The organism is Allopontixanthobacter sediminis, from assembly GCF_009828115.1.
In the GTDB taxonomy this organism is placed as follows: domain Bacteria; phylum Pseudomonadota; class Alphaproteobacteria; order Sphingomonadales; family Sphingomonadaceae; genus Allopontixanthobacter; species Allopontixanthobacter sediminis.
Genome location: NZ_WTYL01000004.1, coordinates 66,603 through 85,461, shown reverse-complemented (window position 1 = coordinate 85,461; position 18,859 = coordinate 66,603). Strand labels below are relative to the sequence as shown.

The 18,859-nt window shown below is 62.8% G+C and carries 11 protein-coding genes; 8 read left to right on the top strand and 3 right to left on the bottom strand.

Annotated features, from left to right (window positions below):
* The first annotated feature begins 59 nt into the window (after positions 1-59).
* The 5 genes from GRI65_RS14075 (at position 60) to GRI65_RS14055 (ending at position 6,279) form a co-directional block, all read left to right on the top strand.
* Positions 60-1,274 carry an MFS transporter gene (locus GRI65_RS14075; protein WP_232844191.1) on the top strand — a complete coding sequence of 405 codons (1,215 nt, stop codon included), beginning with the start codon at positions 60-62 and terminating at the stop codon, positions 1,272-1,274.
* Between the two features lie 75 nt (positions 1,275-1,349).
* Positions 1,350-2,354 (top strand): LacI family DNA-binding transcriptional regulator, encoded by a 1,005-nt coding sequence (locus GRI65_RS14070; RefSeq protein WP_160757222.1) that lies wholly within the window; start codon positions 1,350-1,352, stop codon positions 2,352-2,354.
* A 100-nt stretch (positions 2,355-2,454) separates the two neighbouring features.
* Positions 2,455-3,219: a carboxylesterase family protein gene (locus tag GRI65_RS14065; protein ID WP_160757221.1), complete on the top strand. Its 765-nt coding sequence runs from the start codon at positions 2,455-2,457 to the stop codon at positions 3,217-3,219.
* Positions 3,212-4,120 carry an endonuclease/exonuclease/phosphatase family protein gene (locus GRI65_RS14060; RefSeq protein WP_160757220.1) on the top strand — a complete coding sequence of 303 codons (909 nt, stop codon included), beginning with the start codon at positions 3,212-3,214 and terminating at the stop codon, positions 4,118-4,120. The genes GRI65_RS14065 and GRI65_RS14060 overlap by 8 nt, the downstream gene beginning before the upstream one ends.
* Complete coding sequence (locus tag GRI65_RS14055; protein ID WP_332872664.1) at positions 4,117-6,279, top strand: glycoside hydrolase family 2 protein; 2,163 nt, start codon at positions 4,117-4,119, stop codon at positions 6,277-6,279. Before GRI65_RS14060 ends, GRI65_RS14055 begins: the two co-directional genes overlap by 4 nt.
* A gap of 3 nt (positions 6,280-6,282) precedes the next feature.
* Here GRI65_RS14055 and GRI65_RS14050 read toward each other — a convergent pair whose 3' ends face one another.
* Both GRI65_RS14050 and GRI65_RS14045 read right to left on the bottom strand, forming a co-directional pair.
* A complete protein-coding gene (locus GRI65_RS14050) occupies positions 6,283-7,767 on the bottom strand; it encodes a glucoamylase family protein (protein ID WP_160757219.1) in 1,485 nt (494 codons plus the stop codon).
* Between the two features lie 70 nt (positions 7,768-7,837).
* Positions 7,838-10,885, bottom strand: coding sequence for a TonB-dependent receptor domain-containing protein (locus GRI65_RS14045; protein ID WP_160757218.1), 3,048 nt, complete (start codon positions 10,883-10,885; stop codon positions 7,838-7,840).
* Between the two features lie 209 nt (positions 10,886-11,094).
* On the opposite strand from GRI65_RS14045, the gene bglX reads away from it, so the two are divergent.
* A complete protein-coding gene (gene bglX, locus GRI65_RS14040) occupies positions 11,095-13,449 on the top strand; it encodes a beta-glucosidase BglX (protein ID WP_202391348.1) in 2,355 nt (784 codons plus the stop codon).
* Positions 13,450-13,453: 4 nt separating this feature from the next.
* Positions 13,454-15,145, top strand: a complete 1,692-nt coding sequence (locus GRI65_RS14035) for a sulfatase family protein (protein WP_160757217.1) — start codon at positions 13,454-13,456, stop codon at positions 15,143-15,145.
* 21 nt (positions 15,146-15,166) lie between these two features.
* On the opposite strand, the gene GRI65_RS14030 is transcribed toward GRI65_RS14035, so the two are convergent.
* Positions 15,167-17,227 (bottom strand): glycoside hydrolase family 97 protein, encoded by a 2,061-nt coding sequence (locus tag GRI65_RS14030; protein WP_160757216.1) that lies wholly within the window; start codon positions 17,225-17,227, stop codon positions 15,167-15,169.
* Positions 17,228-17,387: 160 nt separating this feature from the next.
* On the opposite strand from GRI65_RS14030, the gene GRI65_RS14025 reads away from it, so the two are divergent.
* A complete protein-coding gene (locus tag GRI65_RS14025; protein WP_160757215.1) occupies positions 17,388-18,848 on the top strand; it encodes a sugar MFS transporter in 1,461 nt (486 codons plus the stop codon).
* Positions 18,849-18,859 lie beyond the last annotated feature (11 nt).

Genomic DNA, 18,859 nt, shown 5'->3' with positions numbered 1-18,859 from the left:
AAACCATGGGGGAAGGAACGCCGCAATGCGGGCTAAACCGAATACGCAGGTCCGCGCCGTTGTCTGATCGCGCCGTCTCCGGATTGCAGTCGCGGCGCTTCCTGCTGCTCTATGCGCTGGCGGCTGCGGGCGGCTCGGCGTCCTATGCGCCGTTCCTGACCTTGCTGCTGCCAGTAAGGGCCGGCGTGATCTGGCAGGGCGACGCGCTGCAGGTGCTCGCCTACGCCGCCTTTGCCGGGGCGTGTGCGGCCAGTGCGGCCAACATCCTGTTCGGCTGGATAAGCGACCGTTCCTCCCGGCGGAAGGAATGGATCGTCGCGGGCGCGCTCCTGTCCAGCGTGCTCCTGGTGGGCATGCAATACATCACGTCGATTGCGGGCCTGCTGGTCATGATCGTGCTGTGGCAGACCGCGGTCAACATGATGCTGGCGCCGCTGGGCGCATGGGCGGGGGATTGTGTTCCCGACAGCCAGAAGGGGACGCTGGGCGGTCTGCTGTCGGCGGCCCCGGCGGTCGGAGCGATGGTCGGTGCGGTCGTCACCATCCCCGGTCTTGCCGGTGCGGACACGCGGCTGGTCATGGTAGCGGTCATCGTCCTTGGGCTGGTGCTGCCGGTCGTGTTTTTCGGCAATCCCGCGCCGATGCCGGAACTTATGAAGCCGAAGAAGGAACTGCGGGTCGAAGTGGTCACTGGGCCGGGGACCACCGGGCGCAAGGCCCGCGGCAGCGCCGTGGGCCGCATGTGGTTCGCCCGGTTGTTGATCCAGATCGCCGAAGCGGCGCTGTTCGCATTCCTGCTGTTGTGGCTGCGAAGTATCGACGAGGGGATCACCGACAACGATACCGCGCGGCTGTTTACGACGGTGCTGGTCATTTCGGTGCCGATTGCGGTCTATGTTGGACGCTGGTCGGACCGTGCCGGTCGGCCGATCCTGCCGCTCGCCGTCCTGTCGGGCGGCGGCGCGGTGGGCCTGGTGTGGATGGCGATGGCCGATAGCGCCGCGATGGCGGTCAGCGGATTTGCCGTGTTCGGCGTGCTGACCGGGGTGTTCCTGTCGCTCCATTCGAGCCAGACCCTGCGCGTCCTCCCCCGTCCGCAGACCCGGGGCCGGGACCTTGGCGTGTTCAACTTAACGAACACCGTCCCCTCGTTGATCATGCCGTGGCTGGCGCTTGCACTGGTGCCGGTTTTCGGTTTCCAGGCACTGTTCCTGCTGCTGGCCGCTTTGGCCGTGATGTCCTGCATCCTGCTCGCAACAATGCGGGAAACATAGGGAATATCCGGCAGGTAACTTCTGAACAGTTGGCGTCCCATTGCGATTTGGCTAAAGGGGCCGCGTGGCACACATATGGTAACCATCAGGGAAGTAGCAAAAGAGGCCGGAGTTTCCGTCGCGACAGCCTCGCGCGCCCTCAACGGCCTGACCAATGTAACGCGTGAAACTCGCGAGAAGATCGAGGCCGCTGCGGTCCGTCTCGATTACGTTCCCCACAGCGGCGCACGCAACCTCACTCGCCGCACCACCGACACGATCGGGGTAATCCTGCCCGACCTGTTCGGCGAATTTTTCTCCGAGATGATCCGCGGGATCGACGTGGTGGTGCACCGCGCGGGCAAGAACCTGCTGCTCGGCAATATGCACGGCAGTCCGGAAGAAACCGGCCAGGCCATCCGGGCGATGCGCGGGCGGGTGGACGGCCTGCTGGTGATGCCGCCAAACTCCAGTGCCGAGACAATGGCCGGATCGCTGTCGAAACAGTTACCCACGGTGCTGCTCAACGCACGCGCAGTCGACGGGCACACGCCGTTCGTCACGGTGGACAATTATGCCGGGGCGCGTCTGATCACCGAGCATCTGATCGAACGCGGCGCGCGCAACATCGTCCACATCGCCGGTCCGGTCAGCAACCGCGACGCGAGCGAGCGCCAGCGCGGCTATTGCGACGTGCTCAAGGAGCGGTTGCGAATTACCGATCCGACCATCCTGCCGGGCGACTTCCGCGAAAACGCCGGACGCAGTGCAGCGCGCTTCCTGCTCGACGGAAATATCCGGTTCGACGCGGTGTTCGCCGGGAACGACCTGATGGCGGTCGACCTGATGGCCGAGCTGCGCGAAAACGGTATGGAAATCGGCCGCGACGTTCTGATCGCCGGGTTCGACGATATTCCGCTCACCCGTTATGTCACCCCGCAATTGACCACGGTGCATTCCGATATCACCCGGCTCGGATCTGCTGCCGCGCTGATGCTCCTGCGGATCCTCAGGGGAGAAGCGCTGTCCTCGTCCGACGGCCTCGTTATTGCGCCGACCCTGGCAATCCGGGCTTCCACCGCAGGCATTCCCGAACAATAAGTTCCACCGAACCGGTTTAACGGATTGCCTTCTCGCGCACGATCAACCAAGCTGCCAATGTAACCGCTTACAATAACAGTCGACGGGAGTTTATTTGGCAATGCGCAACCCGGTTTTATCAACGGCCAGACTGGCCCTGTGTTCGTTTCTGCTGGCCGCCGGTTTGCAGGCCATGCCGGTTGCGGCCGCGGACGAGCCGCAGCACGGACAGCATCCGCAAGAACCACTGGATGAAACCGGCTATCCCTACCAATTGTTCATTCCCCGCGGGCTTGAAGCTGGCGACGACGGGGAACAGACCAAATGGCCCCTGATGATCTTCCTTCATGGTTCGGGTGAACGCGGCGACGATGTGGCCCGGGTCAAGGTTCACGGCCCGCCTAAGCACGCCGACCGCAACCCCGACTTTCCATTCATCCTGATCTCGCCGCTGCTGGGGGCTGAACAGGATTGGGACATCGCCAAGCTCGACAAGATCCTCGATCATGTCACGGCAACCCTGCCGGTCGATCCGGACCGCATCTACCTGACCGGCCTCAGCCGCGGCGGCCATGCCGCGTGGCGATGGGCGGCAGCCGAACCGGAACGCTTTGCCGCCCTCGCCCCGGTTGCCGGCCGCGGCGTTGCGGACACCGCCTGCGCGCTCAAGGACCTGCCCGTCTGGGCGTTTCACGGTGACCGCGACGATGTGGTGGTACCTGAAGGGAGCTTCGCGATGGCGCGTGCGATCCGCGCCTGCGAAGGCCGCAAGTCGCGACTGACCATCTACCCCGACTTGGGCCACAACGCGTGGGACCCGGCCTATGAAGATCCTGAATTGTATTTGTGGCTGCTGTCCCAGCGCCGGATGCAAGGCGGTGAATAGGAGAGGCGTCCTCGGGGCGCTGGTCGCCCTGTCGTCCGCCCTGCTGCTGATCGGCTGCGTCCATGCCGGCGCTCGGCCCGGTATCGCAGCCGCGACCGATACCCCGGCCCCGATCAGCGCGATGACGTTCAACATCCGGCTGGACCTGCCCAGTGACGGGGCGAACGCCTGGCCGCAGCGCAAGGAGCTGGTCTTCGAACTGATCCGCCGCGAAGCGCCTGACCTGCTCGGGATGCAGGAAGTTCTGCTTCACCAGAAGCGCGAACTTGAAGCCGCCTTGCCGGATTATGCCATGATCGGCGCGGGCCGCGATGACGGACGGGAGGCCGGCGAATTCTCGCCGCTCGCGTGGCGCCGTGACCGTTTCGAGCTTGTTCGGTCAGGCACCTTCTGGCTCTCACCAACGCCGGAAACGCCGGGGAAGGCGTGGGACGCCGCCTTGCCGCGGATCGCCACTTGGGCGGTGTTGCGAGACCGGAAATCGGGCGAAACGCTCCGCGTGTTGAACACGCATTTCGACCACGTCGGGGCGGTTGCCAAGGCTAATAGTGCGCGGCTGATCGGGGAGTGGGTAAAGGCCGGCCCCGATGCGGGGCTGCCCGCGATAGTAATGGGCGATTTCAACTCGCCCACCGGCAGTGAACCGTACCGGCTGCTGGCGGACACCGGCGCAACGTCGCTATCCGATGCGCGGAACCTGAGTGCCTCTGCTCCTTATGGACCAAAGGGAACCTTCACCGGGTTCCGGATCGATGCCGATGCGGTGGAACCGATCGACCACATCTTCGTCAGTCCCCGTTTCCAGGTTACCAGCCACGCCGTCATCACCCAGCATTGGGGCGGCCGGTTGCCATCGGACCATTACCCGGTGCTGGCCGAGTTGACGTTAACCCGCCCGTGAACCGCTCCGCCGCCATGCTGTTCGCATTGTTGCTAGCGCTGACAGCTGCCGGTTGCGCTACGACATCCAGCCCGCAGCTCGATCGGGCCGCGATGCGCAACGTGACCGAACTGCCGCAGGACTGGGAATTCGCCTACAATGACGAATGGTCCCCGTCCGATGCGGGGTCCGCGCTACCGTCCGTGTGGCAGACTGTGACGCTGCCGCATACCTGGAACCGGCTCGGGGAATATCGCATCGGCCGCACGGAAGCGACCGACAACCGGCAGGGCCGGGGGTGGTACCGGCGGGTGATCGACGGGGCCGACCTCGATCCCGCAAAGCGCCACTTCATCGAGTTCGACGCGGTGGGCAATGTTGCCGACGTCTGGCTCAACGGCCAGCATCTCGGGAGCCATTCCGGCGCCTTCACCCGCTTCCGGTTCGAACTGACGCACGGGCTCGATTTCACCAGCGACAACGTCCTGCTGGTGCGCGCGGATAACAGCGACCCCCAGCCGGGCAGCAGCACCCAGCATGTCATCCCGCTGCTCGGCGATTTCTTCATCCATGGCGGCATCTACCGTCCCGCGCGTATTATCTCGGTGCCGCACAGCCACATCGACCTGACCGATGCAGGCGGCCCGGGTGTTTATGCGGTACCATCTGTCGCCGCCGACGGGTCCGCCGCCATAGCGGTGCTGGTGCGGGTGGAGCAGGCGCAGGCCGGACAGAGCGTCCAGTTCGCTGCGCTCGGTGCCGACGGCAAGCCGGTGGCGAAAACCTCCATCGCGCTAACGCCGGGTCAGACGGAAGCGCGCGGCAATCTCGCCGTCGCCCGCCCTCGGCTGTGGAACGGGCTCGAGGACCCGTATCTTTACCGCCTCCAAGCCACTCTGATGGACGGCGGGCGCGCGCTCGACCGGGTGGAGAAGCCGTTTGGCATCCGCTCGATCCGCTTCGATCCCGACAAGGGCTTTTTCCTCAATGGCGAAGCGCTGCGGCTGCGCGGCGTATCGCGGCACCAGGATCACCTCGGCAAAGGCTGGGCCCTGACGGAGGAGGACAACGCACGCGACATGGCGATCATCGCCGAGATGGGTGCGAACAGCGTGCGCGTGGCGCATTACCCGCAGGCGGAACAATGGTTCGACCTCGCCGATCGTTACGGCATGGTGGTGTGGGCCGAAGTGCCGTTCGTGAACAAGGTGGCGTTCGGCGATGCGCCCGCGTCCCCTGAACTTGCCGCGAATGCGCGGCAGCAGATGACCGAGATGATCCGCCAGAACTTCAACCATCCCTCCATCGTGACCTGGGGAATCGGGAACGAGGCGGATATCGACCTGGCCTTCAAGCGGCTCGGCCCCAAGGCGGACGCGCGTCCGCTGCTGCGCGAGCTCAACGCCTTGTCCAAGCGCGAGGATCCCTCACGCCCGACCGTGCTGGCCGATTGCTGCGAAGCCACCCCCGGCGACAAGGCCGACTACCTGCCGGTGCTCACGGGTGAGGCCGACCTGATGGGCTACAACCGCTATTTCGGCTGGTATTACGGCAAGGTGGAGGACCTCGGCCCGCACCTCGACATGCTCCACGCCCGCCACCCGGACGTGCCGCTATCGGTCAGCGAATACGGTGCCGGCGGCGCGCTGACCCAGCATAGCGGTCACCCCGAAGGCCGTCCGACGAACGTCACCGGTCGGCCGCAGCCAGAGGAATTCGAAAGCTGGCTGCACGAACAGAGCTGGCCGCAAATCCGCTCTCGCGACTATCTGTGGGGCAGCTGGATCTGGAACATGTTCGATTTTTCCAGCCGGGTGCGGCAGGAAGGCGATGCGACCGACATCAACACCAAGGGGCTGGTCAGTTTCGACCGGACGATCCGGAAGGACGCGTTCTTCTATTACAAGGCGCAGTGGAGCGCGGCACCGGTCGTGCACATCACCAGCCGCCGCTTCGTCGAGCGCACCGAGCCGGTGACCCGGATCAAGGTTTATTCCAACGCGACTTCGGTCGATATTTCGCTGAACGGCGAGCCCATCGGCAGTGCGCCTTGCGTCGACCGGGTTTGCACCCGGGAAGGAGTGACGCTGGTGGCGGGCGAAAACCGGATAACCGCGAGCGCAGCGTTCGGTACGGAACGGGTAGAGGACAGCGTCAGCTGGACCTTGCAGGCGCCGTAACGTTTACTCCGCCGGTTTTTCCAGCCAGCCGCCTTCGAAACCGAGCCGTTCCAGCCCGCGGCGGATATGCGGGTTCTTTCGCATGGTGCGCCAGACCAGCCCGCTGCGGTGGTTTTCCATCATTGCCAGGATCGGACCCTGGTCGATCCCAAGGTGATCGGTCGCTACCCAGCCTTTTACGGGGTCGGTCTGGCCCGTGCGCGAACCGGCCTCCACGAAGGTGAAGCTCGGGTTGACCGCGTCCTTGAATCCGTACTTTCCGTAGAGCCGTTCGCCGTATTTTTCCTTCATCGCCATCAGCGCAGGAATGGTGGCTTCGGGCGCGAAGGGTATCGAGCCGCCGGCAGCGGTAGGAACGATGGTGCCATCGTCGCGCACCCGAATGGCGCTGACGCCGCGGGCCATGTACGTGTAGAAGCTACGCGGCTTCCCATTGACCGTATATTCGTCCTTGGAATATTTCGGCCCGTCCGACGCAGTCCAGCCCCAGATATCGCCGCTGTAGTCCTTCCAGTTGTTCGGATTGTCCGCGCCATAAGCCTGCTGGCTCAGCGTGGCGCGGCGGCTGTTCTCGAAATAATCGATGCCCTTCTTTGCCATGAAGTCATCCTGGATGCCGCGGAAGTCGATCCAGACATGGCTGTACTGATGGCCGAACAAGGGTTCGAACTGGAGATGTTCATAGCCATAGTACGTCCCCCAATCCTCCTCGAGCTTGGCCGCCCAGCCCTTGTCCCAGGCGTCCTTGCCGACAGGATGCGTGGGGGAGGCCAGCGCCAGCACATAGACCAGCATGCCTTCGTTATAGCCGATCCAGTCCGCTGGCTCCCAGCCCTTTTCCGGCTTCCAGCCCATCGCGATGCCGTGCGAATTGGCGAGGTTGATCGCCTGCGTCCCGGTGGTGTTGCGCTGCGCCCAGTCCCATTCGACGCGGGTGTAGATCTTATCGGCAAGCTCGCGGATCTCCGCCTCGACCGGATCATTGCGGTCGAAATAGCTTTGGGCGAACAGGGCGCCGCCGAGGAACAGCGTGGTGTCGACGGTCGAAAGTTCGGTGGTCCCGTGGCGAGTGCCGTCGTCATATTTGAGGAAATGGTAGAAGAAGCCCTTGTGCCCCGTCACGCCGCTGGCCGCCGGACCTTGAGGGGCGTCCCAGTAGAACGCGAGGCAGTCGCGGGTCCGCTCGGCCGCTTCTGCACGCGAAACATAGCCGCGCTCGGCACCGACGCCGTAAGCGGTCAGCGCAAAACCGGTCGCCGCGATCGACGAGAAATTCCGCGTCGGCCAACGATCGGGCGCAAGGCAGCGCTCGGTGTCGGTAGTATCCCAGAAATACTGGAACGTGCGCCGGGTCAAGTCTTCGGAGAAGGCCTCCTGCGCGGATTTCTCTGCCGCAGGCGGGGGGCTGGCTGCCGTTTCACTTGCCGGCAAATGGGCGCAGGAGGCCAGCGCGAGTGCCGACAGCGATACGAACAGGCTGCGAGCCATCAGATATCCTTATGCAATTGAAAACTGCCGCGGCCCGGGGAGGGTCGGACCGCGGCAGTAAATCGACACGCTAGAAAGAAAAGCCTGCCGAAAACTTGAACGTCCGCGGCGGATTGCCGCCGGTACCAAGACCGGTGAGGCTGCCGAACACGCCGTTGGCATCATCCACCACATCACGGGCATTCCCGTTATAGTTGGTGAAGTTCTTGTAATCGAAGACGTTGATCGCATCGACCCGCAACCTGATCCGGGCATCTTCGTTGAGGAAGCCGAGTGTGATGTACTTGGTCAATGCCAGATCAACCTGGCGCAGGGCCCAGGTATCAGTGACGATGAACGGGAATCGTTCGGTATTATCACCCACCGTACCCAGGATAATCCGCTCTCCATTAGGGCCAGTGCTGAACCCCTTGAGATATGGCGGGGACGCCAAGGTGACCTTGGCCGACAGCGTGAAGTCCCACGGGAGGTCGGCGGCACCGGCTGCCACAAACCTGTGGCGGGAAACGCCGGAGGACCGGAGCGTCGGATAATCGGCGATCGTCGGGAAATCGAGCGAGAACGTCTCTCCGAAGGCCCGGTTTTCCTCCGCTTCGGTGTAGGTGTACGTGGCGGTGACATTCCACGGCGAGCTGGGCGAATAGCGCTTGGTCAGCTTGAGATAGGCCGAATCTGCCGAAGTCGACAAACCGTTGTCGCCCAGGATGATCGCGCCGCGGCCCGGGGGCGCGAAACCGAAGGGCGAATCCTGATTGGCCGGAGCGGGCGCGAAGAACGAACCGTCGGGGCGGCGGTTGCCCAGCAGCCAGGCAAAGCCGTCACGGCTCTCGATATGCTGATAGCCAACTTCGCCGTCGACGAGGCCGAACCGGCGGCGCAGGCCGAGGCTGAACTGGTCGGAATACGGCACTTTCAGATCGTTGTTGATGAAGCGCAGTTCCGCTCCGCCCTGCGGGCCAACCGAGTTCACCAGCTGTGTACGGCCTTCTTCGGTCAGATAGATCGGATCCCATGCAACGCAGGTCGGGCTCGGTACGCAAGTGTTGCGGGTGTCGCCCGGAACCTGGAACCGGAAAGTCCGGGTCGAAAACGCCCCGACACTGGTTTCCTGCTGGATGAAATCGAACTGGTTACGGTCATACGACCGGCCAAACCCGCCGAACAGGACAAAGCTGGATTCTTCATCGAGAATGTAACTGAAACCGATCCGCGGCTGGAACGCACCCGTGAAGGTCTTCCGCTGGCTTCCATCGCTGATGTAATCGTTGATGTCGTAATCGGCGTTGACGAGGTTGGGGTAATTGGCTGGTGACACGGCCTGGATGGCGCTCGGCGTGGTTACGAAATCGACGTATTGCGGGGTCCGGTCGTAGTCCCAGCGGATACCGAGATTGAGCGTCAACCGATCGGTTATTTCCCAATCGTCCTGGACGTACAGGCCTAGCTGGAAATTCTTCGAGGTGACGACAGGATCGCCGCCCAAACCGGAATCAAAGCCGAACTGGACCTGATAGGGAACGGACGTGTTGAACGTGCCGGTGTTGTTCATCGCAGCAGGATTATACTGCGTATTATAGACGAACACCGGGTTGGTGTTGATCAGCGATAGCGAATTCAGCTCCACCCACTTGGCTTTCGCGCCGAATTTGATCGAGTGTCCCTCGAGGCCGAAATAGGTGAAATCGTTCTGGATACCGTAACCCGTCTGGCCCTTGTCCTGGAAGTTCGCCCCTCCTCCGGTGCGGATGATCTGACGGCCCTGCGCATCCTGGAACACGCTGGCATTCTCGAACAGGACCGGATTTGGCGACCAGCTGACATCTTCATAGGTCAATTTCAGGTCGTTCACAAAACTGTCGGACCGGTGCTCCCACCGAAGCAAGCCGCGGTACTCGTCGATCCCTTGGTTGACCGCCGTTTCACGCAGGTTCGAACCGTTGTTGATCCCCTCGCCGGTTTCGATCCGGACCTTGAGCGATGCCTCGAACAGGTCTTTGTCGGTCGGAAGGATGTCGATCTTGCCGAAGTAGAGGTCTTCGTTGAAGGTCCGGTTGAAATTCCCGAATTCACCCGCAAACGAGGCCGGGAGATTCTGCGTGTTATCGGTAATTCCGGGGAAAATCTCGACGGGAACCTGCTGCCGCTTTCCCTCATAGGTGACGAAGAAATGCGCGAGGTCCTTGACGATGGGTCCGCCCAGGGCGCCGCCGAACTGGAAGTCCCGCGTCTTGGACTTCTCGCGCGTCAGGCTGGCGTCTTCGACCGGCGTCCGCGAGCGCAGGGACTGGTTCGTGAAATCGACGAAGGCTTCACCGTGGAATTCGTTCGTGCCCGATTTTGTCGCTGCCGTGATCGCGACCGAACTGACCTGGTCGAATTCCGCTTTGTAGTTCGAGCTGATTACGCGGTATTCGCCGACGGCCAGCTGGGGGAACGGATTGCCCTGCGTAGAATCCTGACCGGTGACGCCGTTTTTCAGGACATAATCTTTTTGGCCCACCCCATCGATGAAGATGTTCACAGTCCGGCTGTCTTGCGCGCCGCCTTGCAGACGGGATTGGCCATTGGCGCCGGTCACGAACTGGACGCCCGGAGCGAGATCAGCGAAGGCCAGGAAGTTACGGTTGTTCTGGGGAAGCTGCTCGATCTCGCGGTTGGTGATGTTGACCCCGACTTCGCCGCCTTCAAAGGATTTCAGCCTGCTGCCGGTGACGATGATCTCGCCGGTATCGTAGGCGGCCTGTTCTTCCGGTGTGAAATCGAAGTCCAGCACGGCGTTCTGGCCGGCGATCAGGGTGAATTCGTCCGTCCGCTTCACGCCTTCCGCGGTCTGAAGCTCGATTCGGTAGGTGCTCGGCCGAAGCGAAGGAACATCGAAGCTGCCGTCGGGGCGGACGGTCGCCGTACGGCGGAAGCCGGAGTTCACGTCGATCACGACGACCTCGGTGGCTGCCGGCGCGCCGTTGAGCGTTACGGATCCGCGCAGGTTGGCGTTGGCGTCCTGAGCGTGGGCCGGGGCCGCCATTCCGACAGCCAGAGCGCCCGTCGCAGTGCCGAGAATCAGTGCAGCCGCGAGCCGGCCAGTCACCGATGTGCGATTACCAAGCGAAATGAACATGTTGTACTCCTCCCACCATTGCCCCTGTATGTCGGGACTTCTGTCGAACTTCCCCCGGATCCCGGTGGTCCATTCAATTTGCAAATAAACTTGTAACCGGTTTCATATCGACTGTATAGCCTCGTCGTGCAAGCTTGAATCGCGCATCGCTACTGCGGAATAACTGCCGGCCGGCTGCGTGCGGAATAAAAATTACCAGGGAGGATTGAATGCGAAAAGCCCGCCAGTTCGTAGCGACAATTAGTTGCGCAGCGATTGGATCACTGCTGCTGGGAGCCTGCGCCACGACGCCGATGACCGGCACCGCGGCGCCAGTCACAGCCGCTCCGGCAAGTGACCGCACCGCAGTTCCCGTGACACAGGCGCAGCCGGACTGGGCGCGTAGCAATCCCGAAATGAACACGTTCATCAGCGACCTGATGGCGCAGATGACGCTCAAGGAAAAAATCGGCCAACTGACCCTGCTGACCAGCAATTGGGAATCGACCGGCCCGACGATGCGTGACAGCTACAAGGAGGACATCCGCTCCGGCCGGGTCGGGGGGATCTTCAACGCCTACACCGCAGCCTATACGGCGGAACTCCAGCGCCTGGCGGTTGACGAAACCCGCCTAAAGATCCCGCTGCTGTTCGGTTACGACGTGATCCATGGTCACCGCACCATCTTCCCCATTTCGCTGGGCGAAGCGGCGTCCTGGGACCTGGCGGCGATCGAACAAGCGGCCCGTCTTTCCGCGGTCGAAGCAAGCGCGGAAGGTATCCACTGGACCTTCTCCCCGATGGTCGACATCGCCCGTGATCCGCGCTGGGGCCGCATTTCCGAAGGCGCTGGCGAGGATGTCCACCTGGGCAGCAAGATCGCTGCCGCCCGCGTTCGGGGCTATCAGGGTGACGACCTCGCCGCGACCGATACGGTGGTCGCCACCGCCAAGCATTTCGCTGCCTATGGCGCGGCGCAGGCCGGGCGCGACTATCACACGGTCGATATCAGCGAGCGGACGCTGCGCGACGTATATTTGCCGCCGTTCAAGGCCGCGGTCGATGCGGGCGTGGGCAGTTTCATGACCTCGTTCAACGAAGTCGACGGCATTCCGGCTAGTGGCAGCCGGTATCTTCTCACCGACATCCTGCGTGACCAGTGGGGCTTCGACGGCTTCGTGGTGACGGACTACACCTCGATCAACGAAATGGTCCCGCATGGCTATTCGAAAGACCTCAAGCAGTCGGGCGAACAGGCGCTGAACGCCGGGGTCGATATGGACATGCAGGGCGCGGTTTACATGGACCACCTCGCGCAGTCGGTCAGCGAAGGCAAGGTCGATCAAGCCGCCATCGACCGCGCGGTGCGCCGCATCCTGGAAATGAAATACCGCCTCGGTCTGTTCGAAGCCCCCTATCGCTATTCGAACGTCGAACGTCAGGAAGCAACAATCTACCGCCCCGACATCCTGGAGGCAGCGCGCGATGTCGCGCGCAAGTCGATGGTGCTGCTGAAGAACGAAGGCGGCGCCCTGCCGCTCGCTTCCACCGCGCAGTCCATCGCCGTGATCGGCCCCCTGGCCGACAGCAAGGAAGACATGATCGGCAGCTGGTCCGCCGCCGGTGACCGCAGCACGCGCCCGGTGACCATTCTGCAAGGCATCCGCGAACGCGCCGCCAGCGGTGTGAACATCGGTTATGCCAAGGGCGCGAGCTATGCCTACGGCGACGCGGGCAAGGACGACGGGTTCGCTGAAGCTCTGGCGCTCGCACAAAAGTCCGACGTGATCATTGCGGCGATGGGCGAGAAATGGGACATGACCGGGGAAGCGGCCAGCCGCACCTCGCTCGACCTTCCCGGCAACCAGCAGGCGCTGCTGGAACGCCTGGTCGCAACGGGCAAGCCGGTGATCCTGGTGATGCTGAGCGGACGCCCCAATTCCATCGGCTGGGCGGATGAAAACGTGCCCGCCATCCTACATGCCTGGTATCCCGGCACGATGGGCGGTCACGCGGTCGCGGACGTGCTGTTCGGTGATTACAACCCGTCGGGCAAGCTGCCGGTAACCTTCCCCCGCAACGTCGGCCAGGTGCCGATCCATTACGACATGAAGAACACCGGCCGGCCGATCGAGCTGGGCGCGGACAACGCGAAATATGTGTCGCGGTACCTCAACACGCCGAACACCCCGCTCTACCGCTTCGGTCACGGCCTCAGCTACACCAGCTTCGGCTATTCGCCGGCCACGTTGAGCACCGCCAGCATGACCGCGGGCGGTTCGCTCACGGCTAGCGCGACGATCACCAACACCGGCAAGGTTGCAGGCGAGGAAGTGGTCCAGCTCTATGTCCGCGACCTGGTCGGATCGGTCACCCGCCCGGTGCAGGAATTGAAAGGCTTCGAAAAGGTCACCCTCGCCCCGGGAGAAAGCCGCACGGTCACCTTCACCCTGCGTCCCGAAGACCTAGCCTTCACCCGCGCCGATATGAGCCACGGTTGGGAACCGGGGGAGTTCCAGCTGTGGATCGCGCCGGTTTCCGGTGCGGCCGCCAGTGTCCCGGTGGGGTTCACCATCACGGAGTAGCGGAATGGTCCGGATTGTTGCCTTTGCTGCGGCCGCGGCCGGCTTGTCGGTAACCGGCTGTACCACGCTGGAACAGCCCACCGCCGCCGCCCCGGTGATCGCCGCCGCGCCCGCGCCGCTCGTGCAGCAATCCCGTCCGAACATCGTGTTCATCATGTCGGACGACCACGCCTATCAGGCAGTCTCCGCTTACGAATCTGACGTATCGCGGATTGCCCCGACGCCGAATATCGACCGTATCGCGCAGCGCGGGGCGCTGTTCGAAAACAGCTACGTAACCAATTCGCTGTGCGGGCCGAGCCGGGCGACGATGCTGACCGGGCAATTCAGCCACATGCACGGCTTCACCCGGAACGGCCAGAAATACGACAATTCGCGGTGGAACTGGCCGCGCGCCCTTGGGCAATCGGGTTACCAGACCGCGCTGTTCGGCAAGTGGCACCTCAATTACTCGCCCGAGGGCGCGGGTTTCGACACCTGGAAGGTGCTCGACGACCAGGGAAAATACTACAATCCCGACGTGATCACCCCGACCGGGCGCAGCGCGGTGGAAGGTTATGCCACCGATATCGTGACCGACCAGAGCCTGCACTGGCTGGAACAGGAACGCGACCCGGATCGGCCCTTCGCGCTGCTCATCCATCACAAGGCGCCGCACCGCAATTTCATGCCCGCCATCCGTCATCTGCAGAAATATCTCGGCACCGAATTTCCTGTGCCGACCAATTATTTCGACCATTACGATGGACGGCGCGCGGCCGACGCGCAGGAAATGAACATCTACCGCGACATGTTCGAAGGCCATGACCTGAAAATGACCACCGGGGTCGGCTCGAAGGAATTGCGCGAGAACCCGTGGAAGAACGATTTCGAGCGGATGACGCCGCAGCAGCGCGCGGAATATTTCAGCGCGCTGCAGCCGAGCAACGACGCGATGAACGCCGCCGACATGAGCGAGCGCGACATGGCGCTGTGGAAATACCAGCGTTACATGAGCGAATATCTCGGCACCGTGGCTGCGGTGGATGACAGTGTCGGCCGCGTGCTCGACTGGCTGGAAACCAATGGTCTCGATGAAAACACCATCGTCGTCTATACGTCCGACCAGGGCTTCTACCTCGGCGAACACGGCTGGTTCGACAAGCGCTTCATGTATGAGGAATCGCTGCGCACCCCGCTGCTGATCCAGTATCCCGGCCATATCGCGCCGGGCACACGGGTGACTGCTCCGGTGCAGAACGTCGATTACGCGCCAACATTTCTCGAGCTTGCCGGACTGGCGCAGCAGCCAAGCATACAGGGCCGCACCCTGCGCGAGGTGTTCGATAACTCACCCCCGGCGGACTGGCGGGAGGATATCTACTACCATTATTATGAATATCCCGGCTTTCACGCGGTGCGCGCACACTACGGTGTCCGCACCGAACGCTACAAGTTGATCCGGTTCTACGGCGATATCAACGCCTGGGAATTCTACGACCTGCAGGCCGACCCCGCCGAGATGCATAACCGGATCGACGACCCGAAAGTCCGGTCTTTGGTGGCCGATTTAAAGCAACGGCTCGAGGGTTTGCGCGCCCGCTATCAGGACGACAGCGGCCCTGCGGTCGATGCGCCGCTGGCGCTCGCTTCAGCCATGGCCAAGGGGCGCCGCGATGCGGAGGCGGCTGCCGGGGCCGGCCATCACGCGCACTGATCGCGATCCAACTCCAGCGCTTCAGGACTGCGGAACGAGCGACATCCCGAACCCGCCGCCAGACTCCATCGTTAGTGTCAGGGTGTCTCCGGCGGTGACCGTGCGGCGTTCCCGGACCATAGCAAAACGGTCCCCGTCGATCCCGCCGCCCGGGCCATCGCGCCAGATTTCAGCAATGTAGCGCTTGCCGGGTTCGAGAAATCCGAGATCGATCACGGCCTCGCGCTGCTTGCTGTCCGTCACCCCGCCGATCCACCAGTCCTTGCCGCCGCGTACCTGCCGCGCCACGACTGCGAACTCGCCGATCCGCCCGTCCAGCACCCGTGTCTGTTCCCAGTCGACCGGGACCTGCTCGATGAAGGCCAGCGCGTCCGGATGCTTCACATAGTTTTCCGGCAAATCCGCCGCCATCTGGATTGGCGAATAGATCACCACGTAATCGGCCAGCTGGCGGGCCAGGGTGTTGGGGATCGCCCGCCCGCCGCGCCCTTCCAGGCTGACGATGCCCGGCGTCAGGTCGAACGGGCCCGACAGCATCCGGGTGAACAGCAGCGTCGGTTCGTGGGACGGCGGATTGGCCGGCTCGCCCCAGGCGTTGTATTCGGTGCCGCGCGCACCTTCCCGCGTCAGCAGGTTGGGATAAGTGCGGCGGAGGCCGGTGTCCTTGATCGGCTCATGCGCGTTGACCGCGATGCGGTGCGCGGCAGCCCGCTCCGCCACCAACACATGGTGCCGCGCCATATATTGCCCGTCATGCCATTCCCATTGCTCGGTGCCGTCCGGATCCTCGCGCAGCACCCCGCCCGCGTCGGCTACATAGCCGGTCTTGACCGCATGCACCCCGTGGCGCTGGTAGTAATCGAGGGCTTCCTCCAGCTCGCGTTCGTAAAGCCCGGCGTTACCGGCGGTCTCGTGGTGGCCCATGATCTCGACGCCCTTCGCCTTGGCGTAGGCGGCGATGCGGTCCATGTCGAAATCGGGATAGGCCTCGGCGAATTTGAAATTGCGGCCGCTTTCGCTCCACCAACCCTGATTCCACCCTTCGACCAGCACCGATCCGAAACCATGTTCGGCCGCGAAATCTATATAGCGCAGCGTGTTTTCCGTAGTCGCGCCGTGTTTGGGCCCGTCGTTCCAGCTCCATTGGTCAAGGTGCATCCCCCACCAGATACCGATATATTTGTGCGGCTTCACCCAGCTCACATCCCCGAGCCGGTTGGGCTCGTTGAGGTTCAGTATAATGTCCGAAGCGGCATATAGGCCCGGCGCATCCTCCGCGATCAGGATGGTCCGCCACGGCGTGGTGAACGGCGCGGCGCGGCGCACCTTCCACGGCTGGGAGGACGGGGCGAGCCGGGTCCGGAAGCGCTGACCGTCGAGCCGCTGCAGCCAGAAGCCCGAATAATCGGCCAACGCCGCCTCGTGGATGGCGATATGCAGGCCATCTTCGCGGCGGAAGGTGATCGGTGAATGCGCGGTAGTGACCTCATTCGCCGGCGTCGTGTTGTAGAGGTATTCGTAGCGATTCCATTCGCCGCCGGGAACCCACCACGCCTCGGCCTTCCCGGCGATCGTGAACTCGGTCATTTCCTCGTCGATCATCACATCGCTCAGTTGCGACTGATCGGGAAATCCGAAGCGGAAGCCGACCCCGCCTTCGAACACGCGGGCGGTCAAATTGATGGTGCGGCCCGTCTTGCCGCCTTCGGTGATCGGGACGGCAATTTCGTTGTAATGGTCGGTGACGAGGCGGCTTTCGCCCCACGGCTGTTCCCATGTTTCGCGGTGGCTGCGGCGGGTTGGCTCGCCCAGCGTCATGCCATGTTCCCATTTGCCCGCACCGCGCAACATGAAGCCCAGCCTCGAAGGAGCGATAACATCCTCGCCGCCGCGTTCGACGCGGTAGGTCGCGACCTGGTTTTCGGTTGTAAGGACGAAGCAGACGGTCCCTTCCGGAGAGCACTCGCGGTATTCGGTTTCGTCGGCAGCGAGGACCGGTAAAGCCAACACCAAGCCGGCCATCAGCGCGGCGGCCACCGAGAGAACCGCGGATGCACTTCCGGAAGCCTTCGATTCAAACATGATTTTCCATATCTTTCCGGCCTATTGCCGTTATCCGATATCGGGGATATGCCCCGATCCAATTGCAGACATGGCGCAAGTGAAATCGGCGTGCAACCGGTTACATCATGCGCTAACGGCATTAGCCGATAGTCTGAACAATGTGGGAGGGTAGAGTATAATGGCGTTGGCACCAGAACTTGCGACGAGCAGCGACACGATACCGATGGAGGAGGACGGCCAGCCGATCGATGCGCCGGGCCTGCAGTACTTCGTGTTTGGTCTGTTTTTCATTTTCGGCGGAATCACCTCGCTAAACGACGTGCTTATCCCCAAGCTCAAGGAGCTGTTCACGCTTTCCTACACCGAAGCGATGTTGGTGCAATTCTGCTTCTTCGCCGCCTATCTGCTGATCGGCATTCCCGGCGCGCGGCTGGTGAAGCGCATCGGCTACATGCGCGGTGCCGTGGCCGGGCTGGTCACCATGATGGCAGGCTGCCTGCTGTTCATACCCGCCAGTCAGACCGCGACCTATGCCCTGTTCCTGTTCGCGTTGTTCATCCTCGCCAGCGGCGTGGTGATCGTCCAGGTCGTGGCCAACCCGCTGATCAGCCTGCTCGGTCCGGTTAAGACCACCCACAGCCGGTTAACTTTCGCACAGGCGTTCAACTCTCTTGGCACCACCGTGTTTCCCATCGTCGGCGCGGCGGTCATCCTAGGCTCACTGGCCAATTTCAGCGCCGACCAGCTGCAGGGGGCCGAACTGCAGGCCTATCGGGCTGCGGAGAGCGAGGCGATCTGGCAAGGCTACCTCGGGGTCGCGGCGCTGATCGGGCTGGTGGCTGTGGCTGTCTGGCTGTTCCGCAACCGCTTGCCGCACGATGTCAGGACGATGGGTGACGGCGAGCTGGTTTCCAACAATCGCTACCTCATCGGCCTCGCGCTCGCCGCGCTGGGCGTATTCCTCGCTATCCAGGTCAACGGCTGGCTGGGTGTGCTGGTTATCCTGCTCGCGCCCGCTCTCTGGTTGTATGACAATCCCCTGCTGAAGCGTACCCGCTTCAGCTACGGGGCCCTGTGCATCTTCCTCTACGTCGGGGCGGAAGTCTCAATCGGCTCGATCGTCATTAATTACCTTCTGCAAGATCATGTGATGGCGAATGGTGGGCCAATAACCGCTTTCCTCAACGGCCTTGTCGGTGCCGAACCCAATGCTGTGGAATGGCTAATCGGCCTCTACTGGGGTGGCGCGATGCTCGGTCGCTTCATCGGCTCTGCGGCGCTGCGAAAATTTAGCCCGGGAAAAATCCTTGTCTTCAATGCAACTGGTGCAATCCTTTTGGTCCTGATTTCAACGAACACTACCGGCGAACTTGCTGGCTACACCCTGCTGGCGGTGGGCCTGATGAACTCGATCATGTTTCCGACCATCTTTTCGCTCGCCTGCGAGAAGCTGGGCAGCAAAGCGGCTGATGGTTCGGGCATCATCAATGTTGCTATCTTCGGAGGGGCGGTCGTGCCGCTGCTCTATGGCGTGATGGCCGATGCGACCGGCGGTAACCTCGCGCTGGCCATGGTGATCCCGGTCGTCTGCTACGCCATCATCGCCGGGTTCGGGTTATACGCACGCCGCCCGGCCTGAATGGCGGGATT